At 46.0% G+C, this 12,439-nt stretch carries 16 protein-coding genes and 1 pseudogene; 12 read left to right on the top strand and 5 right to left on the bottom strand.

Annotated elements, in window-relative coordinates:
- From Q0277_RS03690 to Q0277_RS03655, 8 genes are all read left to right on the top strand, one after another.
- Positions 1 to 493, top strand: a 493-nt coding sequence (locus tag Q0277_RS03690) for a DUF4810 domain-containing protein (protein WP_297995737.1), incomplete at its 5' end; no start/stop codon positions are given.
- On the top strand, positions 490 to 1,170 hold the full coding sequence (locus Q0277_RS03685) for a DUF799 domain-containing protein (protein ID WP_297995736.1): 681 nt from the start codon (positions 490 to 492) through the stop codon (positions 1,168 to 1,170). The genes Q0277_RS03690 and Q0277_RS03685, both read left to right, overlap by 4 nt.
- A gap of 18 nt (positions 1,171 to 1,188) precedes the next feature.
- The gene (locus Q0277_RS03680; protein WP_297995734.1) at positions 1,189 to 1,644 is read left to right on the top strand and encodes a DIP1984 family protein; all 456 of its coding nucleotides are present in this window, start codon (positions 1,189 to 1,191) and stop codon (positions 1,642 to 1,644) included.
- A 408-nt stretch (positions 1,645 to 2,052) separates the two neighbouring features.
- Positions 2,053 to 2,739 carry a tyrosine-protein phosphatase gene (locus Q0277_RS03675; RefSeq protein WP_297995731.1) on the top strand — a complete coding sequence of 229 codons (687 nt, stop codon included), beginning with the start codon at positions 2,053 to 2,055 and terminating at the stop codon, positions 2,737 to 2,739.
- A gap of 543 nt (positions 2,740 to 3,282) precedes the next feature.
- A complete protein-coding gene (locus Q0277_RS03670; protein ID WP_297995726.1) occupies positions 3,283 to 3,966 on the top strand; it encodes an SMI1/KNR4 family protein in 684 nt (227 codons plus the stop codon).
- Positions 3,967 to 4,418: 452 nt separating this feature from the next.
- Positions 4,419 to 5,564 (top strand): sodium:proton antiporter, encoded by a 1,146-nt coding sequence (locus tag Q0277_RS03665; protein ID WP_297995718.1) that lies wholly within the window; start codon positions 4,419 to 4,421, stop codon positions 5,562 to 5,564.
- Between the two features lie 5 nt (positions 5,565 to 5,569).
- Positions 5,570 to 6,331, top strand: coding sequence for a hypothetical protein (locus Q0277_RS03660; RefSeq protein ID WP_297995714.1), 762 nt, complete (start codon positions 5,570 to 5,572; stop codon positions 6,329 to 6,331).
- 223 nt (positions 6,332 to 6,554) lie between these two features.
- Positions 6,555 to 7,670 (top strand): hypothetical protein, encoded by a 1,116-nt coding sequence (locus tag Q0277_RS03655; protein ID WP_297995710.1) that lies wholly within the window; start codon positions 6,555 to 6,557, stop codon positions 7,668 to 7,670.
- On the opposite strand, the gene Q0277_RS03650 is transcribed toward Q0277_RS03655, so the two are convergent.
- Positions 7,634 to 9,055, bottom strand: a complete 1,422-nt coding sequence (locus Q0277_RS03650; RefSeq protein ID WP_297995707.1) for a C45 family autoproteolytic acyltransferase/hydolase — start codon at positions 9,053 to 9,055, stop codon at positions 7,634 to 7,636. The two genes, Q0277_RS03655 and Q0277_RS03650, sit on opposite strands and share 37 nt — an antisense overlap.
- On the opposite strand from Q0277_RS03650, the gene Q0277_RS03645 reads away from it, so the two are divergent.
- From Q0277_RS03645 to Q0277_RS03630, 4 genes are all read left to right on the top strand, one after another.
- Positions 8,936 to 9,409: a hypothetical protein gene (locus Q0277_RS03645; protein WP_297995739.1), complete on the top strand. Its 474-nt coding sequence runs from the start codon at positions 8,936 to 8,938 to the stop codon at positions 9,407 to 9,409. The genes Q0277_RS03650 and Q0277_RS03645 overlap by 120 nt on opposite strands.
- Before the next feature lie 86 nt (positions 9,410 to 9,495).
- The gene (locus tag Q0277_RS03640) at positions 9,496 to 9,900 is read left to right on the top strand and encodes a hypothetical protein (protein ID WP_297995705.1); all 405 of its coding nucleotides are present in this window, start codon (positions 9,496 to 9,498) and stop codon (positions 9,898 to 9,900) included.
- The gene (locus tag Q0277_RS03635) at positions 9,888 to 10,169 is read left to right on the top strand and encodes a hypothetical protein (protein WP_297995701.1); all 282 of its coding nucleotides are present in this window, start codon (positions 9,888 to 9,890) and stop codon (positions 10,167 to 10,169) included. The genes Q0277_RS03640 and Q0277_RS03635 overlap by 13 nt, the downstream gene beginning before the upstream one ends.
- The gene (locus tag Q0277_RS03630) at positions 10,169 to 10,672 is read left to right on the top strand and encodes a hypothetical protein (RefSeq protein WP_297995698.1); all 504 of its coding nucleotides are present in this window, start codon (positions 10,169 to 10,171) and stop codon (positions 10,670 to 10,672) included. The genes Q0277_RS03635 and Q0277_RS03630 overlap by 1 nt, the downstream gene beginning before the upstream one ends.
- A 39-nt stretch (positions 10,673 to 10,711) precedes the next feature.
- Here the strand turns inward: Q0277_RS03630 and Q0277_RS03625 are convergent, their stop codons facing one another.
- From Q0277_RS03625 to Q0277_RS03610, 4 genes and pseudogenes are all read right to left on the bottom strand, one after another.
- Positions 10,712 to 10,975, bottom strand: coding sequence for a hypothetical protein (locus Q0277_RS03625; protein ID WP_297995689.1), 264 nt, complete (start codon positions 10,973 to 10,975; stop codon positions 10,712 to 10,714).
- Between the two features lie 103 nt (positions 10,976 to 11,078).
- The gene (locus Q0277_RS03620; RefSeq protein ID WP_297995738.1) at positions 11,079 to 11,432 is read right to left on the bottom strand and encodes a DUF2726 domain-containing protein; all 354 of its coding nucleotides are present in this window, start codon (positions 11,430 to 11,432) and stop codon (positions 11,079 to 11,081) included.
- Position 11,433: 1 nt separating this feature from the next.
- Positions 11,434 to 11,904: a hypothetical protein gene (locus tag Q0277_RS03615; protein ID WP_297995687.1), complete on the bottom strand. Its 471-nt coding sequence runs from the start codon at positions 11,902 to 11,904 to the stop codon at positions 11,434 to 11,436.
- 99 nt (positions 11,905 to 12,003) lie between these two features.
- Positions 12,004 to 12,295 (bottom strand): annotated as a pseudogene (locus Q0277_RS03610) (integrase core domain-containing protein); the annotation flags it as partial.
- Positions 12,296 to 12,439: the final 144 nt, after the last annotated feature.

The following is a 12,439-nucleotide window of genomic DNA, read 5'->3' as shown; positions in this document are numbered from 1 at the left end:
GAAAGCGAGCAGCGCTCTTGCTCTTGCTGCTGCGGCCGTGATATTTTGCGGCTGCGGCGGCGGGAGCCGGAATCAAATTTATTACTGGGACGGCAGCTACACGGACTCGACCTATCAGTATCTGAAGCAGGAAGGCGACGTAGGCGAGCAGATCGAAGCGCTTGAAAAATCTATCCAAAAAGCATACGAAAAGGGACTCAAAGTCCCGCCGGGGCTTTATTCGCACCTGGGACTTTTGTACATAAGCGTGGGCAACGGCGCGAGGGCGAGGGAGAACTTTGAAAAAGAAGCTCAGGCTTTCCCTGAATCAAAGCCGTTTTTGACCTTCGTTACAAACCCCGCCGCGCTTAAAAAAGCTGAGGCTGCAGCCAAGCCGGGCGCCGATAAAGCCCAAGGATCAAGCGGACGCGAAGCCGCCAAAACGGTCTCTGCAAAGCAAGGCAAAGTTGCCGCAAAGCAGGGCGGCAAAACGAATAAAAAGGCTAAAAAATGAAAAATAAAGCTCAAATAGCGATTTTTAGCGTATTCGTGGCGCTGTTTTTTAACGCGTGCGCTCTAAGCGAGCCTGAAATTTACGATTACTCGGCGCTTCAACAGGCTAAGCCGCGATCGATTTTGGTGCTGATGCCGAGCAACGAAACTACCGAAGTGGATGCAGGCGCTGCCGTGCTTGCCAACGCGATCTATCCGCTAAGCGAGGCGGGGTATTACGTATTTTCGCCTGCGCTCGTGCATGAGACCTTCAAAAATAACGGAATTTACGAAGCGAGCGAGATCCAAAACGTCTCCGCGCACAAGCTAAGACAAATTTTCGGCGCGGACGCCGTGCTATACATGGACGTCGTCAAATACGGCACTTCGTATATGCTGCTAAATAGCGTAAGCGTCGTGGCGGTCAATGCCAAGCTCGTGGATTTGAGAAGCGGCGCGACGCTTTGGGAGGGTTCGGCGCAGGTAAGCGACGACTCAAGCAGAGGTAGTAACGATCTTGTAGGCATGCTGATCTCCGCGGTTATCAAACAGATCGGCGATACCGTCTCCGACGCGGGATACAAGCTCTCCGCGAGCGCAGATGCGATGCTGCTGGGCCAAAACTGCAACAAATGCTTGCTCTACGGCCCGTATTCGCCGCACTACGGTCAGGATAGGCAGCTTGGCGGCGGAAAATAAATTTTAAAAAGGACGAAAATGAAACTAGCCGAGGCGCTGATACTGCGCGCCGACATACAAAAACGCATCGAACAGCTAAAATCAAGGCTCGCAGATAACGCGAAGGTGCAAGAGGGAGAAAAACCTAGCGAAGAGCCAAAGGTGCTGCTAGCCGAACTAGACGCGCTTACGGGCGAGCTTGAGCGACTAATCGTTCGGATAAATTTAACCAACTGCACCGCAAAAGCGGACGGCAAGAGCTTAACCGAGCTAATCGCCAAGCGTGACGTACTCACGCTAAAAGCGGGAGCGCTGCGGGCTTTCGCGCAAGTTGCCGCGCAAAAGATCGATGCATATTCGCGCAGCGAAATTAAAATTTTAAGCACGGTCGACGTCGCGGCGCTGCAAAAGCAGGTGGACGAGCTAGCTAGGCAGATCAGGCAGCTTGACACGACGCTGCAAGGCGCAAACTGGCAGACCGATCTGATCGACTAAAGCGTCAAATTTAGCGGCGAAATTTGAAAGAATTTCGCGAAAAATAAAATTTCGGGTAAGTATCGCAAGAGGCGAGTACAAAAAATTATGGCAGCGCTCGCGGAAACGGCGCACCCCCCTTTTTACGATTTATTTTCAGTAAATTTACAAGGGCAATGTAACTACGCAATGTAACTACCGCGTATTGATCTAGCGATGCCCAGGGCGGGAACGGGGAAATTTAAAACGAAATTTTGATTTTAACGGCGCGGGTTTGCGGGCTCGCGGTGAAATCCCACGGCGCTTTGAGCGGGCTTAACACTCAAATTTTGCATTAAATTAAGGCGCGCTTGCAATTTTGCATTTTAACCTGCCGAGCATAAAATTTTAGAAAAATCATAAAATTTAGCCAAATTTAAAGGATGAAATTTGAAATTTAAAACCCTTGCGCTAGCGGTTGTATTTTTCTTTGCGACCGGCATGAATGCGGAGCTTGCGACAGAAGCGAATTCCATAAATTTTAGAAAAACGAGCGGCGCGGAGCAAAATCTCGCGGACGCAAAAGACGCCAAATTTCAAAACGTGGGGTTTAAGAGCGCAGATACCGCAGCGCGCGGTACAAACCCAAACTCATCGCAAAAAGCAACCCTTATCGATGAAGCGAAAAATTTCTACCGCGTGGACGAGCGGCTGTTTCGCAGCGCACAGCTTGACGGGAGCGACGCCGCGAAACTGCACGAGCTGGGTATCAAAAGCATCGTAAATCTGCGCCATTTTAGCAGAGGCGGCGACAAAAGGGCGTTTGGCGATCAATTTTGGCTCGCAAACAAGCCGCTTCAAAGCTGGGAGATAAAGCCCGCGCAGATCGCGGACGTTTTGCGCACCGTTCGCGAGCGCCAAAAGGAGGGCGCCGTGCTCGTGCACTGCTATCACGGAGCCGATCGCACGGGGCTTGTGGTGGCGATGTACCGTGTGATCTATCAGGGCTGGAGCCTGGACGCCGCGCGCAGCGAGATGATAGACGGCGGATACGGCTTTCACTCCATGTGGCAGGATATCGCGGGCTTTTTGACGCCGCAAAACGAAGCGCTCGTAAGAGCCGAGCTTGGAATTTAAGCGAAATTTCGTCCGTCCGATCAGACGTCGGCAAAATTTGTAAATTTAATAATGACAAAGTGCCGTTTATAACGAAATTTTAGAATACGAGCTATGTATATTTTTTGGGGCGAGGCTCGGGATACACCAAAATAGGGGCGAAAAACGAGCTGAAAAGGTGCGCGGAGTTTGAGCAAAAATTTGAGGCATGCAAACAAAAGGCGCGGGAAATTTTAAATTTATAGGTATCGCTAAAATTTTACTCTTTGCGGCGAGCTAAATTTAAAACCGTAAATTTCTGTAAAAAACAAAGATATATCAAAATAGTAAAATTTAGGTCGTAAAATTTTACGCATTTTTCTACTTAAAATTATCATACTTTTTTCAAATATGCGCTCGCGCCGCCGCGTGTGTATCACAACCAAAATCGGCTAAATTTTAAAAGCCCGATTTGCGCTTGCGGCGACTGAGCGCGTAAAACGCCGCAAATATCAGACAAAATATCCGTAAATTTAGCCGAAACGCAGTAAAATTCGAGTGGCAAATTTAACAAAAGGAGCGATCGTGGAAAATTTATTACTAGCGCAGCTGCGCGAAGCGCTACCGCAGGGCATGCGCGTGCCGAGCGAACTTGAGGCGCTTTATGCGTGGATCGAGGCAAACGGCTTTTATGACGACGCGGGCGGGCGCAGACGTGGCTATCTCTACTCGCAGGATCGGCTGCAGCAGAGCTGGAGCGACGATGAGCGCGAGGGCGGCACGGACATCGTATTTTTCACGGATGAGCCGAAAAATCGCGACGAGGAGCTAAGGTATTGGTTTTACGGCGAGGATCGCGAGCTTGCCGCGGAGATCAAGCGGCGGCTTTGCGTATTCGCAGGCAGCGGCTCGGAGGGCTCGATGTGCGCGCTGTGGCTGGACGATGCGGGCGAGACGAAGATCGTGCACATGGGCTCCGGCTCGGGCTCGACGATGACCTGCGTTTTGGCTCGCAGCGGGCTTGATTTTTTGCGATTGCTTGCGATCGGATACGATGAAATCTGCTGGGATGAGGATTTTAGCGCGCCGCCAAACAGCGAGGATAACGATTTTATCGTGCATCCAAACGTGAAATTTCAGCAGTGGGTAACACAGACATTCAAAACGACGATCCCGCAGACCGCGCTTGAGCTCGTCACTCCCGCGCATCTAGACGACGAGAACCCAAGCGATGAGTTTTTGATCTGGGTAAATCGCGTCGCGGGATAAAATTTAAAGCGGCTTTTTTGCGCTGCTTAATGAAGTATTGCGGGGTTTGCTTTCATAGGAAACCTTATGAAATTTAAGCTTTTGCTGGCTAATTTAAAGAGTACAAATTTAAGGGGTGCCTTTTGGTTAAAATTTAATGGCGGCGGTATCCATATAGAAAAGCATTAACCATCCATTGTCGCTTTTGCTGCTCTTAAAATTTTTAATAAATTTGCTCGATAGAATTTAACTCTTTGCAGTGTGGCGATAGAATTTTGCTGCTATTCGAAATAAGACGCGATAGAAAAGTTGGCACGTTTTTAAGAATCCAAATAAATTTAGCTAAATTCCGCGTGGATGGGTTATATCAAAGCATGGAAGTTCTGTCGGTTTATTAGCAAAGAACTGATTGAGACTAAATTCTAAAGCAGAAAAAACAAGGCTAAAAGCTTTTCGGTAGTTTTGGCGACAGGTTGGAAGCATTCTTAGAGGGGTTTAATTTTACAGAAATTCTAATGAGTGCCATGCTTAACTTCCTACTTTTTGCAGCGGCCTTGCATATCAATGTCTCTGACCTAAAAGAATATAAGCTCCCGATCCTCACTTATGCGACGATAAGTGTGGTACTTTCGGCTTTCTTTATCTCGGGCTTACTCTACTATATTGCCTCTTGGATAGGGATAGATATCCCTTATGTCTATTGCTTACTTTTTGGTACGCTCATCTCACCTACCGACCCTATTGTGGTTTTGGGAGTACTCAAGCAGGCCGATGTACCTAAGCGTATTGAGACAAAGATCACAGGTGAATCTCTCTTCAACGATGGGGTAGCCGTAGTGATGTTTGCCGTAGTGCTTAAGCTGGCTACCGACGCTACTTTTGAACCTTCGTTTAATGCTATAACCAAGCTCTTCCTTTTGGAAGCAGGGGGAGGGATATTTTTAGGGGCTATCCTGGGTTGGATTGCCTCCGAGATGATGAAGAAGGCCGATGACTACCATGTGAGTGTTTTGGTAACCCTTGCGGTAGTGATGGGTGGTTTCTTGATAGCTAAGGCTTCCCATGTGTCTTCGCCTTTGGCGATGGTTATTGCAGGGCTTTTTGTAGGTAATGTAGGCAAGAAGGCCAGCAGCGAGGAGAATAGGGATTACCTGAGTAAGTTTTGGGCGATTGTGGATGAGATCATGAACGCTATTCTCTTCCTCTTTATCGGGTTTGAGATGCTTTTGATAGATAATTTAGACAAACAATTCCTCTTGGGCGGGATTGCCATTGTGGTATGTCTTTTGGGTCGTGCCTTGGCGATTTATATTCCAGCTCAGACAATCTTGCGCAAGGTTAGCTCCTATTCGCGAGGTTCCCTTATTACCATGGTATGGGGTGGGGTACGTGGCGGCGTTTCTATTGCTTTGGTGCTTTCTATCCCTCAGGATCAGGGGGTGATGAAGGAAACCCTCTTGCAGGTTACTTATATAGTGGTGCTCTTCTCTATTTTGGTACAGGGACTTACCGTGGGTAAAGTAGCCAAAGATGCCTTGCACCGAGACGAGGTGATGATTCGCCTTAAGCGTATAAAAGCCGCACATCAGCGCAAGTTAAATACACAAAACGATTTGTAAATGAAATGAATACAAGCCATTGGTTACATGTACTTAGCCTATTTGCTTTAGTCTGTTACTCTTATGCACAAGAGAGGACAGATTGGGAGCATGAATTTCTACACAAGGGGGTAAAAACACTTCGTATCAGGGGCTACCATGTCAAGGAAAATGGTGCAGTAGCTCAAAAAGGGGCGCTTCTGGCCGAGATGAACATAGAAAAGACCTTTGATGCACAGGGTAACCTTGTCAAGGAAATATTCTTTGACGAGCGCAATGCAGAGACCTTGCGCTACGAATATACCTATAGCAAGCAGAAGGTAAAGAAATACAAACTACACTTGGATCCTCAAAGGGAGAAAGTAGGTATTACAGTGTTCAACTGTGATGGGAGAGGCAATGTAACCAAAGAAGAAACCTATGACAGGGAAGGGGTTTTGCTCTATTCTGCCTTTTTTGTCTATGACGATGCAGGACGACAGACCGAAAGCAATTTCCTCAGGGAGGATTTCTCGGCCAAGTTCATCTCTACCTATGACCATAGAGGGCGGCTCTTAGAACAGGAGCAAAATATAGTGGATAAGGGGGAGAATATTCTCAATAAGGCCAAATATCGCTACAATAGCCATGGGGATTGTGATCGAATCCTCTCGCTGCTCAATAGAAATTTTGCTCAGAAGAAGAGTTTTGAGTACAAATATGATAAAAAAGGCAATTGGATAGGACGCTTTGAATACCAAGATGGCAAACCCACAACGATTATTGAACGACAGATAGAATACTTTTGAGTGAAAAGTGAAAAATGAAGAGTGAAAAGTAAAGCCAGCGAATACTTGGAGCTGGGTATGTGGGTGAAGAGTTATAGACAATCGGAAGCGGGTTGTAAAAAATGATATGAGTAGGCGTAGAGGCAAAATAGCGTAAACGAGGTAGAGACGTGAGTTTATAGCGTCTATATTTGTAGATATTTATGGCATCTGTTATTGTACCTTATAAAAAGAAAACTATAATATGTATAGAATCCTCTTAGTCTTTTTAGCACTTCTTTTGTGGGGATGCCCAAAGCATACACCTACCATTACGGAATTGCCTCTGACCGATGAGATAGAGCAAAAGCTCTATAACCTCATCAGTTGTGCGCGTTTTGACTTAGATAAGCGAGCAGAATTTGAGGAATCTGGTTATTACTATGTTTATAATGCTTGCCCTATAGAAGGGAATCCCTTCGGGTGGGTAGATGTGTACCTTTTTCCTAAAGATGAGCAGTTTGATCTGAAAGTAGTACAGGCGGCTATGTACAGAGGTGATGAACAAAAGTGGGTGGATGTGATCTTCAATCCCATCAAGGATATGTCGCCTGAGCAGATCGCTCAGCATTTCAATGTGATGCTTGTCGTCATGGATAAAAAATATTTACAGCCCTCTTCTGACCCATCGGGCTATGAAGCCAAAATTCCAGCTAAGTATGCCATCTATAGTCTTAAGGATGGCAAATGGACAAAAGCTCCCTTGATTGAGATATCCGATAAGTTATGGAAGATTTATAACTATATAGTATCCATAGATGAGCAATGGAAACTGCTGATGAAACCTGATCTGGATAGGGTGCATATAACCGATATCCCTGCATTTGTTAGGCGTATAGAGTCGGCAGGTGACTATAGAAAAGACCAAGAAAAAGCGGCAGACCTCAATGGTGATGGCTACAAAGATCATATCTTTGTCTTCACACCCCAAGGAGAAGGGGTAGAAGCCTCCTTGTATGCATTGCTGCTAAGTGAAGGAGAGGACAACTACCGACTGCTTTATGATCTCTGCTATTACCCTTCCAAGCAGAATTATAGTAATCACTTCAATTTGGTAACCAAGGGGAAATATTTCACTATAGAACACCAGATTAAGAACATAGAAGAGGATAGTGATGATAACCAAGATTATTATATCACCTTCCAAGTAGAAAAAGACAAGGCGTTACTACATCGTTTAGGAATTATCTCCTATAAAGATGGAAAAAAAGAACAACAATTCTCTACAAAAGACTTTGGTGAGATTCCTTTTGAACATTTTTCTTTTGAAGAGTACTACTTTGGCTATGGAGAAGAAGACGAAGGAGACGAAGGCTGGTAGTGAAGAATGCGCTTTTCTATTTGTTCCCGCTCTACAGTATAAGGAATCTCCTTGGTGAGGGCTATTTTATACTGCTCCTGAGCCTCTTTGTATTGTCCATTTGCCCAATAGGCTTCTCCCAATAGGTAATAAGCTTTCCAATAATCGGGATTTAGGCTTGTAAGAGAACGATAATCAGCGGGATCTATAAGTGCTTTCTCTCGCAATTGCTTAGTAAGCCTCTCTTCCAGCTGTCGGTATTGCTCATAATCCTTATAGGCTTGTGTTTGCATGAAAGGATCGGCAGGGATATTCCGCTGGGTCTGTGGATATACCGTATGGGGAGCGAATGTTTCTCCTTTGAAAATCTCCTTGAGGTCATAGGCTATGTATTCCCCCAGCTGATAGGGGGCAGTGGATACCCAAGCGATGCGCTCTTCGGGCGAGAAGATCACACTATGATAGGCCAAAAGTTGGTTCAGCGCCTTCTCATTGCCATAGCCTATAGCTTTGCCCTTTAGCCCTTCGGTATTGCGCAGGATAGCGGCTATACGTTCGGGGGTGAGGGTATCGCCTTGGGTGAGTTCCTGTAGCTTCTTATAGCGGTAGGCGGTATGGGTTTGTTGGATTTGCTTGCGGTTCTTTTTGTCCTTGGCATAGGGGGTACTTTGGAAGTGATTGGTACAGAGTAGTAGCTCATTATCGACCTCATATACACCGAATTTCTTCGGGGATACTTCTATGATGACAGCCTTCTTTTCTTTGGCACTACCTACCATAATTGCCTCGGAGACAAATACTTTTCGTTTTTTGGCAATAGCAATAGCTTCCTCAGTAGTGGAGGCAAATTGCAATATTTCCCTACATAGGAGCGAAATAGGGGTGCGTGCCTTCAGGGGTATATTGGATTTACCTGCATTGATGGTTACCGTAAGGCCTTCGGTATTCATGCCCGACATGACTCCGATCATACCACCCCATGCATAGGACATAAAGGGATAACCCTCCGTGGGACGAACAAAACGGACGAGCTTCTCAGTAGCGAAATCGTCCGAGAGGTAAAAGTCAAAATTGCGGCCAATAAGCAGCTTTCCACCTTGGGTATGAGTTCCCCAAGCAGCCAAGGAGGAACAGCCTACCAGCATCAAATCTTGTAAGGCGTGGCCTATGTCATGAGCTGAGTGTAGGTACAGACTGCGTTCGTACTTGGGGGCAATGTAGTTGAAAAGGCTATCGGAATAGCGGGATTGCCCATAAAGTTCTGCCCTATAAATAGGGAGGATATAGTGGTCAATATCTCGGTTGAACCACTTGAGAAAGCGGTAGAGAAAGTGCTGTTTGCGCTGTTTTTGGCGGTGGTGCCGATGGATAGAATCAGGATAGAAGGAACAACTATCTTGCCGCATTGTAAAATGGATGGGAGAAAACCAGACGAAATTAAAGGCGGAATTCCACAAATGAAAGAATTTTATGGTTTTGATGTGACTTCTGAAGGTAAAGTGCCACTATTACCATCACTTGTCATGCGTCTCGCAGCAGGAACCAATAATGTAATTTATCAGAGTATGCCTTGTGCGCCATCAGTAAATAATTTTGCAATAGTGATAAAAACCTCAGAAATTACGGATGATACTTTGCGTGGTGAGGTATCAAGATTCGATGAAGAATGTGCGACTGATGCGCGTGACCGGATAAGTAATATTTCCAAAAAAGCACCTCACACAATGCTCTGTTACTATTTAAATCTAAACAAAAGGTAGAAAAGACTAACGTAGAAGAAGCTGTTAAAAAGAATAGCACTGATACACGGGAAAGAAGATATCCAGGAAGCGATTTATTTCAATTAATGATGTCTGGGAAAATAGATGGAAACATTGAGACTGCATTAAATAGTTTTCCTGATGAAAGAGAAGCTTTTCTTGAAGAATTCTTAGGTTCTAACCCTGAAAATCCAATACGTAGCAAAGCTGCGGTTGAGGGTGTCGTTTCAGATGTTCCTGATGCATCACAAAAACAGATTGTGGGAAAAACAGGCACAGTTAAATGTACAGATTGGTGGAATCAAAAAATATACCCATTACTTAGGGAAAATGCTAGTGAGAATGTAATGCAAAAATTAGCAGCCGAAGAATTTTTTGTAGATCAATGTCATAAAACAAAAGTAGGGATAGGAATGAACCTATTCAGACCGATGATATTTTTCCTGAATTCTATAGTCAATACGATAAAAAATCTTGTATGGCTGCAATAGAAAAAGCAAGTGGTGACAAAGAAGTATTTATGGATGAAGTGATTTTTCGTATGTTACTTAACCAGAATGATAGTAGTTTAGCAATAAAGGCTGAAGATCAGGATGCGTTAAAAGTAGTTGGTACGATAGGTATAATTGGATCCATACTTACTGCATTTACAGAATTAGGGAATGAGATTTTATCTTCTATTGTTGGTAATGCTACTAGTTTTTATGCACAGATGTTCTTTTATCGCGTTGTTTTGCAAATGCTACACCAATGTTATTAATGGGTTTTTTTACCTTTTGGGGAATCTATTTAATTATTGCTGATTATAGATGGGAGACTATTTTAAAAGGCCTTATATTAATTTTTATTATATCACTATTACCAAGTTTATGGGAAATTAGTCAATACTTAGATAGTGCATTATGGCAAGCTTTATATCCGAATGTGGAATCGTTGGCAGCGTTATCTAAAGTTAGTAATGCCAGTTATGTAGAACGTATATTATTAGATGCTGCTAGTATGGCGTTTAACGTCATTTTTCCGTTGATATTGATGTATCTGGTTAATGAAGCAGGTGGTGGAAGACCGGGAGGAGCATTTAATGCGACAGACTCACAATCCAAAAATATTGGGGGGACTAGTGGGCAAATGGCAAGTGGCGGAGCCACGGGCTCAATAAATTCTGCTGGTCGTGGTATAGGAAAAGGTATTGAAGGTTGGCGTAAATGGCGCGCAGATAGGAAGGAGCAAGCAGGCTTACCGCCAGGAGGAAGCCGCTATTAATCAGCAAAAGCCGGAGAAAATCTCCGGCTTTTGCTTTAATTAATTATCATCATGTATTCCAATATTAGGTGAATAATCGGAGCCTTCCATTCTTTGACCATAATGATTTGGAGAATCTACGGAATTAGTCATATGATCTATATACTTTGTTTTGTAAGATTTATGACTATAATGACTCTTTCTATTAGAAGATTTGGAACCGCTCAAAAGTGCATCCAAATCTGGTGCGAAAAAGAAAATTCCCACACGCACTATAATAAATATAATAGTGAAAGCTATCAAAAAATTTAAGAAAGCATCCATAACGACCTCCTGCTTTAGATTAGTCATGTGATATTAAGCCCTGTTTCATCAAGACGTCAAGCCTGGTTTGCGTTCTGTACACCGACTGACAATGGGCTAATGCCTACTGACCGTAATGTTTTTTGGTAAACCAGTCGCGCAGAGCGTCGCCCGTTTTCTGCCGGGTGATGCTGGCCCATTGTCCGGCGGCGTATTTTTCCTGCACGTCCACCACGAGGTAGCCGACCCCGGCGGATTGCAGGGCGTGCCGCTTCATCGCGTCCCGCTGTTCGGTATCCTTTCTTCCCGCCACGTTCTGCGGGAAATGTCCCGGTCCGAAAATTTCTATCACCAGCAGCGGCAGGTCATCCTTGTCGGTGAGGAGAAAATCCACGCGCTTGCAGTTGATGAGGTCGTAGGCGTCCCGGTTTTCATGCGACAGGATAGAGCCCAGGCTGACCTGGCAACGGCAGAACAGCTCATGTTGCAGCTTGTGTTCCTTGATGCAGCTCTGGATGGCGAAAAACGCCTTTCTCAGTTTTGTTCATCAGCGGAATGGGCTGATAACCGCCCTGTTTGACCCGTTGCAAATCTTTGGCTTCGTCGGCTGCTGCGGTTGTCGGCGGTTGCGGTGCCGGTTGTTCTTTTGTCGCCGCCGCCGGTTGCAACATCGGCGCCGCAGCGGCGTGTTCTGCTTCGGCCTGTGGCGCGATGGGTCGCCCCTCCCCGACCACACGCGCCGCATGAATTTTCTCCGGCGATTCGTGCACGCCATGCGGCACGGGTGATACCGCAATCTGCTTCTCCCCATCCGGCGGTGCAATTCCTTCTGCGGTTTCTTGTTCTTCCCTGTCGCCCGCTTGCTGCCGCGCGTTTTGCCCCGTGCGGAAGAAAAAGTATGCGATGGTTATCAGGATGACGGAGAGCAGGAAAAGGGTTGTGCCGGACATGGTTCACCGTAATGGATTGTGAGACAAGGATTTTAGTAAACCACCCCAAAATTATCGGAGGGCGGATTGACTGGAACAGGCAGCTTTGCCTAATCCGCCTTATTGGCAGTAATACGCCGCTTCAAATTCTGCTGGTGAAGTGTAGCCGATGGAATTCAGCAGGCGGCGCTGGTTGAACCAATCCACCCATTCCGGTGTCGAAGCTCCCGTCGCCTGCGCCACGCCAGCTTTGCCTTTCAATGAATTCCGTCTTGTACAGGCCAATGATGCTTTCCGCCAGTGCATTGGCGTAGGAGTCGCCGGTCGTGTCCACCGATGCTTTCACGCCTGCCTCCTCCAGCCATGCGCTGTAACGCAGCGACAGGTACTGGCTGCCGCGGTTGCTGTGGTGCGCTTGCCCTTGCCGCGCCACGCACCCTGCAAGTCTGCACGGCGCATTAGGGGCTGTTTACAATTACTCTAAAAGAGCCATAGCCGCGCATCTGGAGCAGGGCATGAAGAAGATCGAAGTTTGCAGAATATTCGGTATACAACG

Source organism: uncultured Campylobacter sp. (assembly GCF_938030815.1).
Taxonomy (GTDB): domain Bacteria; phylum Campylobacterota; class Campylobacteria; order Campylobacterales; family Campylobacteraceae; genus Campylobacter_B.
Note: the sequence above shows the minus strand (reverse complement) of the source record. Positions and strands in the feature narration are given on the sequence as shown.

Coding starts and splice junctions, on each gene's coding strand:
- Q0277_RS03685 (WP_297995736.1), top strand. CDS start 490: ATGAAAAATAAAGCTCAAATAGCGATTTTTAGCGTATTCGTGGCGCTG.
- Q0277_RS03680 (WP_297995734.1), top strand. CDS start 1,189: ATGAAACTAGCCGAGGCGCTGATACTGCGCGCCGACATACAAAAACGC.
- Q0277_RS03660 (WP_297995714.1), top strand. CDS start 5,570: ATGAATACAAGCCATTGGTTACATGTACTTAGCCTATTTGCTTTAGTC.
- Q0277_RS03655 (WP_297995710.1), top strand. CDS start 6,555: ATGTATAGAATCCTCTTAGTCTTTTTAGCACTTCTTTTGTGGGGATGC.
- Q0277_RS03650 (WP_297995707.1), bottom strand. CDS start 9,055: ATGCGGCAAGATAGTTGTTCCTTCTATCCTGATTCTATCCATCGGCAC.
- Q0277_RS03640 (WP_297995705.1), top strand. CDS start 9,496: ATGATGTCTGGGAAAATAGATGGAAACATTGAGACTGCATTAAATAGT.
- Q0277_RS03635 (WP_297995701.1), top strand. CDS start 9,888: ATGGCTGCAATAGAAAAAGCAAGTGGTGACAAAGAAGTATTTATGGAT.
- Q0277_RS03630 (WP_297995698.1), top strand. CDS start 10,169: ATGGGTTTTTTTACCTTTTGGGGAATCTATTTAATTATTGCTGATTAT.
- Q0277_RS03625 (WP_297995689.1), bottom strand. CDS start 10,975: ATGGATGCTTTCTTAAATTTTTTGATAGCTTTCACTATTATATTTATT.
- Q0277_RS03615 (WP_297995687.1), bottom strand. CDS start 11,904: ATGTCCGGCACAACCCTTTTCCTGCTCTCCGTCATCCTGATAACCATC.